This is a genomic window from Pseudomonas sp. MWU15-20650 (genome assembly GCF_023242475.1).
GTDB lineage: Bacteria > Pseudomonadota > Gammaproteobacteria > Pseudomonadales > Pseudomonadaceae > Aquipseudomonas.
The window spans coordinates 16,514-30,850 of sequence record NZ_JALJFG010000033.1 but is presented as its reverse complement, the minus strand read 5'-3'; the positions used below and the strand labels follow the sequence as shown (position 1 = coordinate 30,850).

Sequence of the window (14,337 nt, the reverse complement as noted above, 5' to 3'; positions counted from 1 at the left end):
TTATGGAACAGGGGGGCACTTTCTGGCGGGTCAGTGCCCCGCAACCGCCCGTGTTGTGCTCTCGGCATACACCGGGCCAAGGCGATCCAGGCGACCACTCCAAGCGGTCAGCGCCAGCGCCACCAACACCACCAGGCCGCCGATCCATGCCGTGTGGATCAAGCCCATGTGAGCCACGATCAAACCACCGGCCCAGGCACCACCGGCGATTCCCAGGTTGAACGCGGCAATGTTCAGCCCTGAGGCCACGTCCACCGCATTTGGCGTGTGATGTTCCGCCTGGCGCACCACATACACTTGCAGGCCGGGCACGTTGCCGAAGGCGACCGCGCCCCACACCAGCACGGTGGCCAGGGCCAGCCATGGGTTACTGGCGGTTAATGTCAGGATAAACAGCACGACGGCAAGCAAGGTGAAGATGATTTTCAACGCGCTGATCGGGCCACGCTGATCAGCCAGCTTGCCGCCCCAGATGTTCCCGGCCGCCACCGAGATGCCGTACACCAGCAACACCAGGCTTACGGTGCTGGCGCTGAAACCTGAGATGTCCTGAAGGATCGGCGCCAGAAACGTAAACGCGATAAACGAGCCGCCATAGCCGATCGCCGTCATGGCGTACACCAGCAACAGCCGAGGTTGCTTGAGCACCTGCAGTTGTTGCAGCAGCGAGGCGGGTTTGCTGTGGGCGATGGTGTTCGGTACGTAGATCAGGCTTCCGATGAACGCGATCACACCCAGGGCCGAAACGGCGAGGAAGGTTTCGCGCCAGCCGAAATGCTGGCCGATAAACGTCCCCAGCGGCACGCCCGTCACCAGTGCGACCGTCAAGCCGGTAAACATGATCGCGATCGCGCTGGCGGCTTTTTCCTTGGGCACAAGGCTGGTTGCGAGGGTCGAGCCAATCGAGAAAAACACCCCATGGGCCAAGCCGGTGACGATGCGCGCCAACACCAGGGATTCGTAACTCGGTGCCTGCCAGGCCAACAGGTTGCCAAGGGTGAACAGCACCATCAACGACAGCAGCAGGAGCTTGCGCGGCACTTTGCCGGTGAGGGCGGTCAACACGGGGGCACCGATGGCCACGCCGAGGGCGTAGAGGCTGACCAGCAGGCCGGCAGACGGCAGGTCGACGCCGAGGTCGGCACCGATGGTGGGTAACAGGCCAACGATGACGAACTCGGTCGTCCCGATGGCAAAGGCGCTGAGGGTCAGCGCCAGCAAGGCAATGGGCATGGCTGCAACTCCAGTAGGTTTCAATCAGGCGTGCAGTGTCTGGGTTTGGCTTGTGCGGAAAAAGACAGGGATCGGCATTTGATATTTGCCTGTAGAGCAAAGATGGCAAAGCAGGGGAACGATCGAGTTTCAAATCCGTCAGTTCCTTACAGACCCTGCTGAAGGAGCCCGCTGTTTTGCTGAATCTAAAAACTGCATTACTGCTCGGCATGCTGCTGCTTGGTGGCAACGGCGCACTGCAAGCTGCAACCCCCGCACCAGCGCCTTCTGCGCCGGCCAAGCCGGAGTTACTGGTAGAGGGCGGGCTGCTTGGGGCCATCAGTTCCAGTATCGATGACGTGCAGGACAAGCTCGACCTCAACCAGGGCCTTGTGGATGCCTGGCGCCTGCGCGCCGATCGCGCGGCGGATGAAGTCGGGCGCTTGGTCGACCAGACGTCCGAACGTTCGCCGTGGAGCGTGGCGGGTGATTTTCTGTTGTTGTCCGGGGTATGGGTGGGCGCCTTTGCGCTGTTGACGTTATTGGGGCGGTTGAGCGTGCAGCGCTTGAGCCGACGTTCCTTCGTAGAACGACGCGAGCGCCTGCAAGGGCTGCTCGGGTATGTATTGCCCTACACGGTCCCGGCCCTGGTCTGCCTGCCACTGACCCTTTATGTCAGTCACTTTTTAACCGCTTCGGTCGGCCGCGCGCTGGCGCTGTGTTTGGCCTACGCCACCAGCAGCGGCATCTTTTCTACGTCGATGCTGTTGTGCGTGATTGTCATGTTCAACGTCGGGCACAAGCGGCCCGCCGTACAGATCATTCGCAATTACTGCCCCAAGCCGCTGTTCTTGATCGGCTTCCTCGCCGCCCTCAGCGATGCGCTGACCAGCCCGCAAATCGTTCGCCAACTGGGCGGCAATATCACCAGCAGCATCGCGGTATTTACCGGGCTATTTGCCGCCGTGATTTTTGGCGTGCTGGTGGTTCGCCTGCGGCGTCCGGTCGCCCATCTGATCCGCAATCGGCCGTTGTCCCAGCGTCTCAAGCACCCGGCATTGCAGCAATCGCTGCGGGTGTTTTCCGGGCTCTGGTACTGGCCGATTTTGTTGATGGTGCTGGTCTCGGCGGTCAACCTGATCGGCGCCGGCGATGACAACCAAGAGGCCCTGCGCTGTGCACTGCTCACCACGCTCTTGTTGATCGGCACGGTGTTTCTCAGCACGGTGTTGCAGCATCTGTTCAAGTCGCGCAGCCAAGTGTCGATCCAGCGCAGCAGCGCCTACAAGGAGCGCTTCCTCAGCCTGCTGCATGCGTTGTTGCGCATTGTCATGGCGGTTGCCTTTATCGAAATCCTGGGGCGTATCTGGGGCGTGTCACTGTTCGAGTTTGCCCAGCGCAACTCGGTGGGGCGGGCAATCAGTGATTCCCTCAGCAGCATCGGCCTGATCCTGCTGGTGACCTGGTTGTTCTGGGTGGTGCTCGATACGGCCATCCAGGAAGCACTCAAACCACCCGCGAATAAGCGCTCCAGTCGCCAGCCCAGCACACGGGTCAAAACCATCCTGCCACTGTTGCGCAATGCGGTGAAGATCATCCTGGTGGTGATTTGTGCGATCACCACCATGGCTAATCTGGGTATCAACGTTGCGCCGCTGCTGGCGGGCGCCGGGGTCGTGGGCCTGGCCATCGGTTTCGGCTCCCAGCAATTGGTGCAGGACGTGATCACCGGCCTGTTCATCATCATCGAAGACACGCTGTCCATCGGCGACTGGGTGGTGCTCGACTCTGGCCACGCCGGCACCGTCGAGGGGCTGACCATCCGCACCCTGCGCCTGCGTGACGGCAAGGGCTTCGTGCACTCGGTACCGTTCGGGCAGATCAAGGCGGTCACCAACCAATCGCGGCAGTTCGCCTATGCGTTCTTCTCGGTGCAGTTCACCTACGACACCGACGTGGACAAGGCCGTGGAACTGATCCGCGAGGCCGGCCAGTCGATTCGCGATGACGTGTTCCTCAAGTACAACCTGCAAGGGCCGCTGGAGGTGTTTGGGGTCGACAAGATGGACCTCAACGGCGTGGTGCTCACCGCGCAGTTCCGTACGGTGTCGGGCGGCCAATATACAGTCAGTCGTGCATTTAACCAGCGCCTGAAAAAGCTTGTGGATAACTGCGATGAGGTGCACTTCGCGCAGACTTATCCACAGCAGGTGCTGTTACCTAAGCGCGTGGCGCAGGTGGACGAACCGGAGTCGGTGATGTTGACCGAACAGCCGCGCCCGCAGTGATTGAGGGCGCCTGAACTGACGCCATCGGGAGCAAGCTCCCTCCCACCTGTAGATTGGCGAACACATTCAAATGTGGGAGGGGGCTTGCCCCCGATGAGGCCCTTGAAGTCCCCCACGCTCAACGCCGGATCAACTTTTCCAGCACCGCCTGCTGATCCACCTCCAGCAACAGCTGCTGCTTGCCCGCGACCATCACGGCCGCCGGCACCCCATCGCGATACACCATTCGATTACCGCTCACCGCTGGCACCTTGGTACCCGGCAACAGCGTACCCACCAGGTTCAGCGGATCAGCCCCGCACACGGCAATCAAGCTACCGTCATGGGCGCGCCGCCGGACTTCGCGCAGCAAGGGAATCGCCTCCGGCAACGCAAACTGCTCGCCCGCCAGCCCACTGACAAATCGCCCGCCACGGATTTCCCCGCGTGCTTCCAGCCGGTGGAAGGTGCGCAACAATTCGCGCCAGCTCGGCAACCAATCCGCCTCGCGCTCCAGCAATCGCCAGAACACCACGCCATAACGGCGCAGCAGCGTCATCGCCACATGCTCCAGCGTTTCGGCGGAGTGTGGGCTGGCGGCGGTGGCTGAGCGGCGCACCAAGGCCCAGCGCCCCGCGTCATCCATGCCACCGACAAACGCGCCGCGCCCGCGCCGACTGCTGCGCGCCTGGCGCTTGCTGGCGGGCGTGGTCAGTGCACGCAGCCCGGCAAAACTGTCGGCATTCACCAAGCCGGCACCCACCAGTTCCTGCAAGGCGGTTTCCAGTTCGCTGCGCAGCAGATGGGCTTCGTGCACCAGCTCATCAAAAAACAGTGCGCCGTGTTCGCGCAGCGCCAGGTGGACCTTTTGCGCCTTGGGCGACAACGTGGTGCTGTCGGTCAGCTCCGTCAGCCCGCTCCACAGCGACACCTGGCTGCGAGGTAGCAACACCACTGGCGTACTGCGCAACGCAATGGCGCTGGCCTTGTTGCTCAGGCGTGTCCACACCAGCTTGCCGCTGCGGCAGAGTTCGTCGAGCCACGTGCTGGAGTAATCCTTGATACGCGCACTGAGCAAGTCACTGTCCCAGGCTGAGGTCGCGGCGGCATACCCTTCGAACTGGCTGACAATCTCCGGCAACACGGCACTGCCCTGGCCGCGCGTGCCCTCGGACAGGTGCTGCCAATCGAACAGAAAGCGCATGAAGTCCTGCAACCCCACGGGCTCGATTTCCCGGCGCAGGCGCTTGACCGTGTAGCGATGAATGCGCGCCAGCAAGTGGCGTTCGCACCATTGCTCCTCGGTGGCGCCGGGGCTGAAACGGCCGCGCAGCACGTAACCTTCATGTTCCAGGCGAGCCAGTGCCTGGGTGACGGCAGTGACCGGCAACGCCAAGGGCATGGCGATTTCGGTCAGTGTCAACGGGCCGAACCCACCGAGGCGTGCGCGCAGCAGCTCCACCAGTGCGTCATCGACGGTCCAAGGCTCATCGAAACCCGGGAGCAGCGGCAGGTCATTGGGATAGATCGCCTGCACACAACTCAAGCGCTCAATGGCCACCCACAGGCCGTTGCGTAGGACAAAAGCACGTCCAGTCTTGGCCAGGGCCTGCAGCCATTGGGCCCATTGCGGGGTGACTTCGCGGCTGGCGATGCACGCCAGGCTCATCAGCGCCTCATGCATTTCATCCAGGCCATTGGGCGCCGGCCAGGCTTCTTCTCGCACACTGGCGATGGCGTCGGCGTCCAGCGCACCGAGGTCGTCGGTGCTTTGCGGGTCACTCCAGCGTCGGTTGAGCACAGCCTGGGTGCGTCGCTCTTCCAGCGGTGCGTCGTCGAGAAAGGTATAGGGCCGTGCGCTGAGAATCTCTGCAGCCATGGGCGAGGGCGCGGGCAGGTCGCGGCTGATCAAGCGCACTTCGCCACGTTCCATGCGCTGCAGCAATGCCAGCCAGGCGTCGCTGTCCATGGCCTCGTGCAGGCAGTCATCGAGGGTCTGTTCTACCAGCGGGTGGTCGGGGATCTCGCGCTCGCCGGCGAGGTTTTCCAGGCAGGCGATCTGGTCGGGAAAGACCGCGGCGATCAGGTCTTCGCTTTTCATGCGCTGGATTTGCGGGGCTACCTTGCGCCCGCCGATATAGCGCGGCAAGGCCAAGGCCACGCCGGCGTTCCAGCGCCAGCGCACGCCGAACAGCGGTGCATCCAGCACGGCCTGGATCAGGATGTGTTCGGCGCTGTGGCTATTGAGGTAACGCCACACCTCATCCAGCGCGAAACTGTGGCTGGTGGACAACGACAACACGATTGCATTCTCGCTGGCCGCCGCTTGCAGCTCGAAGTTGAACGTACGGCAAAACCGCTTGCGCAGGGCCAGGCCCCAGGCACGGTTGATGCGGCTGCCAAACGGCGTGTGGATGATCAGTTGGGTGCCGCCGGACGCGTCGAAAAAACGCTCCATGATCAACGTGTCCTGGGACGGCAGCGCGCTGAGGGCCAGGCGTGCGCGGGCCAGGTACTCGAGGATCTGTTCGGCGCTGGCGCGGTTCAGGCCCAGGGTCGCGGTGAGCCAGTCGTGTGCGGGTTGCAGGTCCCCGGGCGTGGCGCTGAGCAGCGTGTCCAGTTGCCCTTGCAAACGCGCCACGGCGGCCGACAACTCCTGGCTGCGCCCTGGTGCTTCACCCAGCCAGAACGGAATGGTCGGCGACTGGCCATGGGCATCTTCGACCCGCACTTTGCCAGCTTCAACCCGCAAAATCCTGTAGGACGTATTACCGAGTTGGAAGATGTCCCCGGCGATGCTTTCCACCGCGAAGTCTTCGTTGACGCTGCCGATATTCAGGTTCTGGGGCTCCAGCAACACGCTGTAGTCGGCGTTGTCGGGGAGGGTGCCGCCGCTGGTCACGGCATAGAGCTTCGCGCCACGGCGGCCTCGTAAGGAACGAGTCAGGGCGTCGCGGTGCAGGTAGGCGCTGCGAATGCCCTGGCGGCTGTTGTAGCCCTCGGTGAGCATGCGCAACAGCGCCTGGTAGTGGCGTTCATCCAACGCGGCATAGGGCGCGGCGCGCTGGATGAGCGCCAGCAGCGCTTGCTCCGGCCATTCGCGGGCGCTGACCTCGGCGACGATCTGCTGGGCGAGCACGTCCAGTGGGGCCACCGGGATGTGCAACGTATCGAGTTCGCCACGGCGTACGCAGTCGAGCAGGGCGGCGCATTCGATCAGGTCGTCGCGGGTGGTGGCGAACAGGCGCCCCTTGGGCGTACCGCCGACCTGGTGCCCGGAGCGTCCCACTCTTTGCAGAAAACCGTTGATCGAACCGGGCGAGCCGATCTGGCACACCAGGTCGACCTCGCCGATATCAATCCCCAGTTCCAGGGAGGCCGTGGCGATCAACACTTGCAGCTCGCCGCCCTTGAGCCGTTGTTCGGCATCCAGGCGCAGTTCCTTGGCCAGGCTGCCATGGTGGGCGGCCACGGCGGTCCTGCCCAGGCGCTCGCTCAAGTGGCGGGCCAGGCGTTCGGCCAGGCGTCGGGTGTTGACGAACACCAGCGTGGTACGGTGTTCGCGAGCCAGGGTGGCGAGGCGGTCATAGACCAACTCCCACACATCGTTGGGCATCACTGCCGAGAGCGGCACTGGCGGCACTTCGATAGCCAGGTCGCGAGGGCGGGCGTGGCCAATGTCGACGATGGCGCAATCCCGGGCGGTGCCAACCAAAAAGCGTGAGACTGCTTCGATGGGTTTTTGCGTGGCCGACAGACCGATGCGCGTCAGCGGTTCGCTGCACAAGCCTTGCAGGCGCTCCAGGCTCAACGCCAAGTGGCTGCCACGCTTGCTGGCGGCGATGGCGTGGATTTCATCGACGATCACCGTGCGCGTGCTGGCGAGCATCTGCCGACCGGAGTCCGAGCCGAGCAACACGTAGAGCGATTCCGGGGTGGTCACCAGGATATGCGGCGCGCGCCTGCGCATCTGGGCGCGGTCTTTTTGCGGGGTATCGCCCGTGCGCACGGCGGTGCGGATCACCAGCGGCGGCAGGCCAAGCGCTTGCAACTGCGCGGTGATACCGGCCAGCGGGTTTTGCAGGTTGATCTGGATATCGTTGGACAGTGCCTTGAGCGGCGATACGTACACCACCAGCGTCTCGTCCGGCAGTGCGCCACCGTTGGCCAGGCCCTGGTGGACCAGGTCATCGAGCACTGCGAGAAAGGCCGTCAGTGTCTTGCCGGACCCGGTGGGCGCGGCGATGAGCGTCGAACGGCGTTGGCGGATCAACGGCCACGCCTGGGCCTGGGCGTTGGTCACCGAGGGGAACGTGCTGCGCAACCAGGCACTGACGGCAGGGTGAAAGCCGTTCAAGACGTTGTCCGTGGGTTCTAGGAGGTTCATAGCCTCTATATGCAACCGGTCCGTCGAAGTTGCAACCCCGCACTTTATAAGTGACGGTTGCGCTACAAACCCGCAAAATGCAACGATTCTGGCAACTACCTACGGCAAGGCACACACGCCTGCCGATAATAACCATCGTTCCAAACAGACCGGGCCTGCTCAATCTATGCGAATGCGCCTTATGTTACTGGGCGGCGGGAATGCCCTCGGGCAGGCGCTGATTCGCCTCGGTGCAGAGGAAGATATCGGTTTCCTCGCACCCAAACCGCCCCAAGACGGCTGGGATGCCGCGAGCCTCACCCAATTGCTCGACGACACCCGTCCCGATGCGTTGATCAACCTCGCCTACTATTTCGACTGGTTCCAGGCCGAAACCGTCAGCGAAACCCGTCTGGCTTCACAGGAGTTCGCCGTCGAACGCCTGGCCGAACTGTGTCAGCACCACAACATCACCTTGCTGCAACCGTCCAGTTACCGCGTGTTCGATGGCTCCCGCGCCACGGCCTACAGCGAAAAAGACGAGCCGGTGCCCCTGGGCCTGCGTGGCCAGGCGTTATGGCGTATCGAGCAGAGTGTGCGGGCCACCTGCCCGCAGCATGTACTGCTGCGGTTTGGCTGGCTGCTGGATGACAGCGTCGACGGCACCCTCGGGCGCTTCCTGGCCCGTGCCGAGCAACCGGATGAGTTACTGATGGCTGATGACCGTCGCGGTAACCCGACGCCGGTGGACGATGCCGCACGGGTGATCATCTCGGTGCTCAAACAGCTGGATTGCGCGGCGCCGCTGTGGGGTACTTACCACTACGCCGGTCACGAGGCGACCACGCCGTTGGCACTGGGCCAGGCGATCCTCACCGAAGCGCGCAGTTACCACGCGCTGGCTATCGAGTCACCGACCGCCCAGGCCCACGCCGCCCGGCCGGATGCAGCAGATGAGCCGCAGCACGCGGTGTTGGCCTGCAAGAAAATCCTCCACACCTTCGGCATCAAACCCAGGGCGTGGCGCGCAGGGCTGCCGGCGTTGCTGGACCGGTTCTACCGCCATAGCTGACACCCTACAAAACCAAATGTGGGAGGGGGCTTGCTCCCGATAGCAGAGTGTCAGTCAACCGATTCATTGACTGATTCACCGCAATCGGGAGCAAGCCCCCTCCCACATTCGTTATGCCGTGTTGCTTAGAACTTGTAGCCGATACCCACCATGTAAACCATCGGGTCGACGTCCACGTTGACCTTGGCGCGCGTACCTTGGCCCAGCGCGTTGTTGTCCACAGTGGCCTTGGTACTGATGTCGATGTAGCGTGCCTGGGCGTTGATCATCCACTTGTCGTTGAGCATGTAGTCGGCGCCGATCTGCGCGGCCCAGCCCCAGGAGTTCTCGGCCTTGAAGTTGCTGAAGCCGGCTTGTTGAGCGCGGCCGCCGACGTGCTCGTCGTAGATCCAGGTGTAGTTGATACCGGCGCCTACGTACGGCTGGAACGCCGACTTGCTGTCCAGCGGGTAGTACACGACGCTCAAGGTCGGCGGCAAGTGTTTCAGCGAACCCAGCTTGCCGTTGGCGGCGCCAAGGGCGGTGTTCTTGAGCTTCACATCGTGCTCGAACGGCGTGGCAGCCAGCAGTTCGATACCCCAGTGGCTGGTGAACATGTACGCGAAGTTCAAGCCCAGTTGAGTGTCGCTGCTCATGGTCGCCTTGCCGCCCAGGTTGGTGCCGGCCAATGGACCCTGGTCAACCTTCACGTGCCCACTGTCGGCCTTCGGGTTCACGGTGATTGCACCCGCGCGAACCAGAATGTCGCCTGCTTCGTGGGCATGGGCGACCGGGGCGGCGAGGGCGAGCGCGACAAGGGACGCGCCGAGCAGGGACTTGTTCATGGGAGCTCCAGAGGATGTATGAAAAGAGATACATCCAATGGTAAAGATCGTTCCGGTTGGGCTTTTGACTCAGCTCAATGAAACGCTAATAACCCGCTATTCCGGCAGTTCGTAGACGTAGATTTTCTCGGCATCCATCTGGTAGCCGGCGTCGGCCAGCTCACTCGACGATGGTTTGACCTGCAGTGAGCCTTCAATCCAGTACGGCTGATACAACTCATCGAGTTTCACGCCGACTTCGCTTTTCACGTGCACGATCTGGTTCGACGGCGGTGGCGGCACGTGGATGCATGCGCCGAAATACGGCACCAGCAGGAACTCGGTGGTACGGCCTTCTTCGCTGACTTCCAAAGGCACGATATACCCCGGTAAACGGATGTGCTGGCCGTCCAGGCTTTGCACCACCGGCGCATTGGGCAGGTCCTGCTTGGCCGCAGGCGCGGCTTCGACGGACAACGCATCGGCCATGTTCGACAGGTCGTGCAGCGGCTTCATATTGGGGAGTTCCGGCGGCGCGTCCGGTGGGATCATCTCCTGCCACGACAGATCCTTGGGCGCGTCGGATGCCCAGGCAGGCACGACCACCAGTAACAATAATGCAAGCAGGGCACGACGCATCGAAGCCTTCCTCATAAACGGATGGACAGGCCATCGGCCAAAGATTGTCGATAGGCGCGCCACGCCGGCACGCTGCCCATCAACAGTGCTGCGCCCAGGATACCGGCGAGCAAGGTCCATTCATATTCACTCGGCCATGACATTGGCAGGTCCAGGCCATAGTTGGCCTGCAGATAACCGCGTGAGGCGGCAATGCACACATACAGCAGGCCCACGCCCGCCACCACGCCGGACAATGCCAGGGCGAAGGCTTCGAAGATCAGCAGCGTCGCGATATGCCACGGGCGTGCGCCTACCGAACGCAGGATCGCCATCTCGCGGCGGCGTTCGTTGAGGCTGGTGAGGATCGCCGTGAGCATGCCGATCAAACCGGTCAACACCACGAACAGCGAGATCACGAACAAGGCTTTTTCAGCGGTGCCCATCATGCTCCACAGCTCTTGCAGTGCCACTCCGGGCAGGATCGCCAGCATTGGCTCACCGCGGAACTCGTTGATCTCCCGTTGCAGGGCAAAGGTGGAAATCTTGTTGTTCAGGCCGAGCATGAACGCGGTAATCGCTTGTGGCGTCAGGTCCATGTTGCGTGCCTGGTCGGCGCTGATACGGCCTTTGCCCTGGGCCGGCACACCGTTGTGCCAGTCGATATGGATCGCTTCCATACCGCCGAGGCTGATATGCAGCGTGCGGTCCACCGGCGTGCCGGTTCGCTTGAGGATACCGACCACGGTGAACGGTTTGTCGTCGTGCTTGACCAGGCTGACCACCGCGACGCCGTGGGCGAGTACCAGCTTGTCACCCAGCTTGTAGTGCAGCGCGTCGGCGACTTCGGCGCCGAGCACCACTTCAAAGGGATCGGTGGCGAAGGCACGGCCGCTGGCCAGTTCGAGGTTCTGCTTGCGCCCGTACTGGTAGTGCTCGAAGTAGGAGGCGTTGGTGCCCATCACCCGGTAGCCGCGATGGGAGTCGCCAAGGGAAATCGGGATCGCCCATTTCACCTGGGGGCTGGCGGCGAAGTGCTCGTAGCTGTCCCAGCGAATGTTGTTGGTGGCATTGCCGATACGAAACACCGAGTACAGCAGCAGGTTGACCGAGCCGGAACGTGCACCGACGATCAGGTCGGTGCCGCTGATGGTGCTGGCGAAACTGTTGCGCGCCTCAACGCGCACCCGTTCCACGGCCAACAACAGGCACACGGACAGGGCGATGGCGAAGGTGGTGAGGATCGCGGTAAAGCGGCGGTTAGCCAGGCTGGCCATGGCTAGACGAAACAGATACATCTCAAACCTCTGCGGGCGTGGCGGCGCGATTGAGTTCGGCCAGCGACAGGTGGCGGTCGAACAGGGGCGCCAGGCTCTGGTCATGGCTGACAAACAACAGGCTGGCGCCGGCTTCGCGGCATTCGGCGAACAACAGTCGGATGAAGGCTTCGCGGGCGTCGTAATCCAGGGCCGAGGTGGGCTCGTCGGCAATGACCAGCTCCGGCTGGCCGATCAGCGCGCGGGCAGCGGCGACCCGTTGTTGCTGGCCGATGGACAGCGAGTCGGCGCGACGCTCCAGCAAGTCCTTGTCTTTCAAACCCAGGTGCGCGAGCAAGGTCGCGGCCGCCTGGTCGACATTGCCGTGACGCTGGATCGCCCGCTGCGCGCGTAGTTTGGAAAAGTGGCAAGGCAGCTCGACGTTTTCGCGCACCGACAAAAACGGCAGCAGGTTGAATTGCTGGAAGATGTAGCCGGTGTGGTCGACGCGGAAGCGGTCACGGGCGCCGGCCGAGAGGTCGGTCAGTTCCTGGCCGAGCAGGCGGATGCTGCCGCGGCTGGGTTTCTGCACGCCACCCAACAACCCCAGCAGCGTGGTTTTGCCACTGCCGCTCGGGCCCTTGAGAAACAGGGTTTCCCCCGCTTCCAGGCGGAACGCGGGGATGTCCAGCAACGGTGGGTGACCGGGCCAGTTGAAGCCCAGGTCGGACAGTTCGATCAGTGCTTGGGTCATGTGAACTCAGAACTTCAGGGTGGCTGCGGTGGCCGTCGCTTCAACACCTTGCTGGCCGCTTGGGCCGATCAGTTGTACCTGGATTTTCTGGGTCGCGGGGAAGGTCTTGAACACTTGGGTCAGGTCCAGGTTGCTCAAGGCCGTCGGCGTGGCACAGGTGAATTGGTAGTGGGCGTGTATTTCGCTGTGGTCGTGATGATGCTCGTGGGCGGCGGCGCCTTTGCCGTCGGTGGCGTGGTCATCGTCATCATCATGATCGGCTTCCGGCTTGTCGCCGAACAGCGGGCTGTTGAGTTCCTGGGTGCTGATCACACAACCGGCGGCTTTGGGCAGGCTGAACAGGGCCAGTGGGTTTTCAAGCTGTTTGCGTGCGGCGGCGACCTTGGCTTTGTCGGCTGGAGTGCTGGCTTTATGTTCGAAGCCCACGAGGTTCATGGCTGGGCTGTCAAATTCCAACTCAAGCGCCTGGCCGTCAAGTACGGCGTTGAGGCGCCCGACACCATGTTCGTGAGCGCCGAGGCTGCCGTGTTCATGTTCATGCTCGTCAGCCGCGTGAGCAATGGCGAGTGGCAGCAGGGCAAACGGCAAAGCAAGCAGCAGACGGCGCATGAGAGGGCTCCCGAAGATGAAAGTTTTGTTATGTGATCTTATAACAATGGTGGTGAGAGTTTGACCGCCCGCTTGGCGTTGCGCAAGCCGCATGGGAGCATGCCGGTCAGAAATGTGCAGGAGTAAGGACGATGTTGCGAATTCGTGGAACCGTTGGCGATCTGCCGGTGGACTTGACCCTGGAACTGGATGACAGCGATTGGGCGCGCCTGGGCGCGCAGTTGCAGGCCACACCCACGGCCAGTGCGGCTGCCGCACCCGTGGCGCCGGCCAAACAGGATGATGATCTGTGGCACAAAGCCCAGGCGATGTTGCGCCAGGCCGGGCAACTCAGTGGCCTGGAATTACTCGATCAACTGGAAGGCTTGGCCGGCGACGCGGCAACGGGCAAGCGCCTGCTGGTGCGCCTGCGCCACAGCGCCAAGGTAAAAGTGGCCAGCGGCGGGGATACGCCGCTGTACAGCTGGATCGGCGATTAGTACAGCGCAGCGAACAACTTGCGGCGGTACACCGTGACCAGTGGGTGGTCATTGCCCAGCAGTTCGAACACCTGCAGCAAGGTCTTGTGGGGCAAGCCTTCGCTGTAGCTGCGGTTGCGGATAAACAACTTGAGCAGGCCCTCCAGCGCCGCGTCGTACTGCTGGCGCGCCAGTTGCTGGATGCTCAATTGGTAGGCGGCTTCGTCGTCTTGCGGATTTTGCGCCAGGCGGCTTTTCAGTTCGGCGGCGTCTGGCAAGTCGGCAGCCTGGCGCAGGAAGGTGATTTGCGCCTTGGCCCCGGCGAGGGCAGCCTTGTGAGCGTCGCTTTTGACGGCGTCCAGCACGGTCTGGGCTTCGCCCAATTCACCGCGTTCGGCCAGGCAGCGCGCGTACAGGATCAACGCGCCGGCGTTGGTGTTGTCCTCGCCCAGCAGCGCAACCAGCACGGCTTCGGCATCGCTGATACGGCCTTCGGCAAACAGCGCCTGGGCCTGCTCCAGTGGATCTGCCGCTGCTGGCTCAGGCATTTGCACATGAGGCTCCAGCATCGCCCGCACGGCCGACTCCGGCTGCGCCCCGGCGAATCCGTCCACCGGTTGGCCGTCCTTGAACAGCACCACCGTCGGCAGGCTGCGAATGCCAAAACGCGCGACGATATCCTGCTCGGCTTCGCAATCGACCTTGGCCAGCAGCAATTGGCCCTGATAACTCTCGGCAATCTGCGCCAGCAACGGCATCAACGCCTTGCACGGCGCGCACCACTCGGCCCAGAAATCCACGAGCACGGGTTTGTGGAACGAATTCTCGATCACCGCCTGGTCGAAGGTAGCAGTGGTGGCGTCGAAGATGTACGGCGTGGGCTCACTCATGGGGCGTCTCGAATAAAGCGGGAATGGGGCAA

11 protein-coding genes are annotated in these 14,337 nt (G+C 62.8%); 3 read left to right on the top strand and 8 right to left on the bottom strand.

Annotated elements, in window-relative coordinates; translation table 11 throughout:
- Positions 1-30 precede the first annotated feature (30 nt).
- Positions 31-1,233, bottom strand: coding sequence for an MFS transporter (locus M5B43_RS21300; protein WP_248751961.1), 1,203 nt, complete (start codon positions 1,231-1,233; stop codon positions 31-33).
- A 176-nt stretch (positions 1,234-1,409) separates the two neighbouring features.
- Here M5B43_RS21300 and M5B43_RS21295 point away from each other — a divergent pair, with 176 nt between their 5' ends.
- Positions 1,410-3,500, top strand: coding sequence for a mechanosensitive ion channel domain-containing protein (locus M5B43_RS21295; protein WP_248751960.1), 2,091 nt, complete (start codon positions 1,410-1,412; stop codon positions 3,498-3,500).
- 118 nt (positions 3,501-3,618) lie between these two features.
- Here M5B43_RS21295 and M5B43_RS21290 read toward each other — a convergent pair whose 3' ends face one another.
- Positions 3,619-7,866 carry a DEAD/DEAH box helicase gene (locus M5B43_RS21290; RefSeq protein ID WP_248751959.1) on the bottom strand — a complete coding sequence of 1,416 codons (4,248 nt, stop codon included), beginning with the start codon at positions 7,864-7,866 and terminating at the stop codon, positions 3,619-3,621.
- A 166-nt stretch (positions 7,867-8,032) separates the two neighbouring features.
- On the opposite strand from M5B43_RS21290, the gene M5B43_RS21285 reads away from it, so the two are divergent.
- Positions 8,033-8,917 (top strand): sugar nucleotide-binding protein, encoded by an 885-nt coding sequence (locus M5B43_RS21285; RefSeq protein ID WP_248751958.1) that lies wholly within the window; start codon positions 8,033-8,035, stop codon positions 8,915-8,917.
- Between the two features lie 125 nt (positions 8,918-9,042).
- Here M5B43_RS21285 and M5B43_RS21280 read toward each other — a convergent pair whose 3' ends face one another.
- From M5B43_RS21280 to M5B43_RS21260, 5 genes are all read right to left on the bottom strand, one after another.
- A complete protein-coding gene (locus M5B43_RS21280; protein ID WP_248751957.1) occupies positions 9,043-9,741 on the bottom strand; it encodes an OmpW family outer membrane protein in 699 nt (232 codons plus the stop codon).
- A 96-nt stretch (positions 9,742-9,837) separates the two neighbouring features.
- Entirely contained in the window at positions 9,838-10,359 is a 522-nt protein-coding gene (locus M5B43_RS21275; RefSeq protein ID WP_248751956.1) for a DUF3299 domain-containing protein, read from the bottom strand.
- A gap of 11 nt (positions 10,360-10,370) precedes the next feature.
- Positions 10,371-11,636 (bottom strand): ABC transporter permease, encoded by a 1,266-nt coding sequence (locus M5B43_RS21270; protein ID WP_248751955.1) that lies wholly within the window; start codon positions 11,634-11,636, stop codon positions 10,371-10,373.
- A 1-nt stretch (position 11,637) separates the two neighbouring features.
- Complete coding sequence (locus tag M5B43_RS21265) at positions 11,638-12,348, bottom strand: ABC transporter ATP-binding protein (RefSeq protein WP_248751954.1); 711 nt, start codon at positions 12,346-12,348, stop codon at positions 11,638-11,640.
- Between the two features lie 6 nt (positions 12,349-12,354).
- The gene (locus M5B43_RS21260) at positions 12,355-12,957 is read right to left on the bottom strand and encodes a DUF2796 domain-containing protein (RefSeq protein WP_248751953.1); all 603 of its coding nucleotides are present in this window, start codon (positions 12,955-12,957) and stop codon (positions 12,355-12,357) included.
- A 131-nt stretch (positions 12,958-13,088) separates the two neighbouring features.
- Between M5B43_RS21260 and M5B43_RS21255 the strand changes: the two genes are divergently transcribed.
- A complete protein-coding gene (locus M5B43_RS21255) occupies positions 13,089-13,436 on the top strand; it encodes a hypothetical protein (protein ID WP_248751952.1) in 348 nt (115 codons plus the stop codon).
- Here M5B43_RS21255 and trxA read toward each other — a convergent pair.
- Positions 13,433-14,305 (bottom strand): thioredoxin, encoded by an 873-nt coding sequence (gene trxA / locus M5B43_RS21250; protein ID WP_248751951.1) that lies wholly within the window; start codon positions 14,303-14,305, stop codon positions 13,433-13,435. The two genes, M5B43_RS21255 and trxA, sit on opposite strands and share 4 nt — an antisense overlap.
- Positions 14,306-14,337: the final 32 nt, after the last annotated feature.

Bases quoted from the DNA above. Each gene is read 5' to 3' on its own strand.
- M5B43_RS21285 (WP_248751958.1), top strand. From the start codon at position 8,033: ATGCGAATGCGCCTTATGTTACTGGGCGGCGGGAATGCCCTCGGGCAG.
- M5B43_RS21255 (WP_248751952.1), top strand. From the start codon at position 13,089: ATGTTGCGAATTCGTGGAACCGTTGGCGATCTGCCGGTGGACTTGACC.
- M5B43_RS21280 (WP_248751957.1), bottom strand. From the start codon at position 9,741: ATGAACAAGTCCCTGCTCGGCGCGTCCCTTGTCGCGCTCGCCCTCGCC.
- M5B43_RS21270 (WP_248751955.1), bottom strand. From the start codon at position 11,636: ATGTATCTGTTTCGTCTAGCCATGGCCAGCCTGGCTAACCGCCGCTTT.
- M5B43_RS21290 (WP_248751959.1), bottom strand. From the start codon at position 7,866: ATGAACCTCCTAGAACCCACGGACAACGTCTTGAACGGCTTTCACCCT.
- M5B43_RS21265 (WP_248751954.1), bottom strand. From the start codon at position 12,348: ATGACCCAAGCACTGATCGAACTGTCCGACCTGGGCTTCAACTGGCCC.
- trxA (WP_248751951.1), bottom strand. From the start codon at position 14,305: ATGAGTGAGCCCACGCCGTACATCTTCGACGCCACCACTGCTACCTTC.
- M5B43_RS21260 (WP_248751953.1), bottom strand. From the start codon at position 12,957: ATGCGCCGTCTGCTGCTTGCTTTGCCGTTTGCCCTGCTGCCACTCGCC.
- M5B43_RS21300 (WP_248751961.1), bottom strand. From the start codon at position 1,233: ATGCCCATTGCCTTGCTGGCGCTGACCCTCAGCGCCTTTGCCATCGGG.
- M5B43_RS21275 (WP_248751956.1), bottom strand. From the start codon at position 10,359: ATGCGTCGTGCCCTGCTTGCATTATTGTTACTGGTGGTCGTGCCTGCC.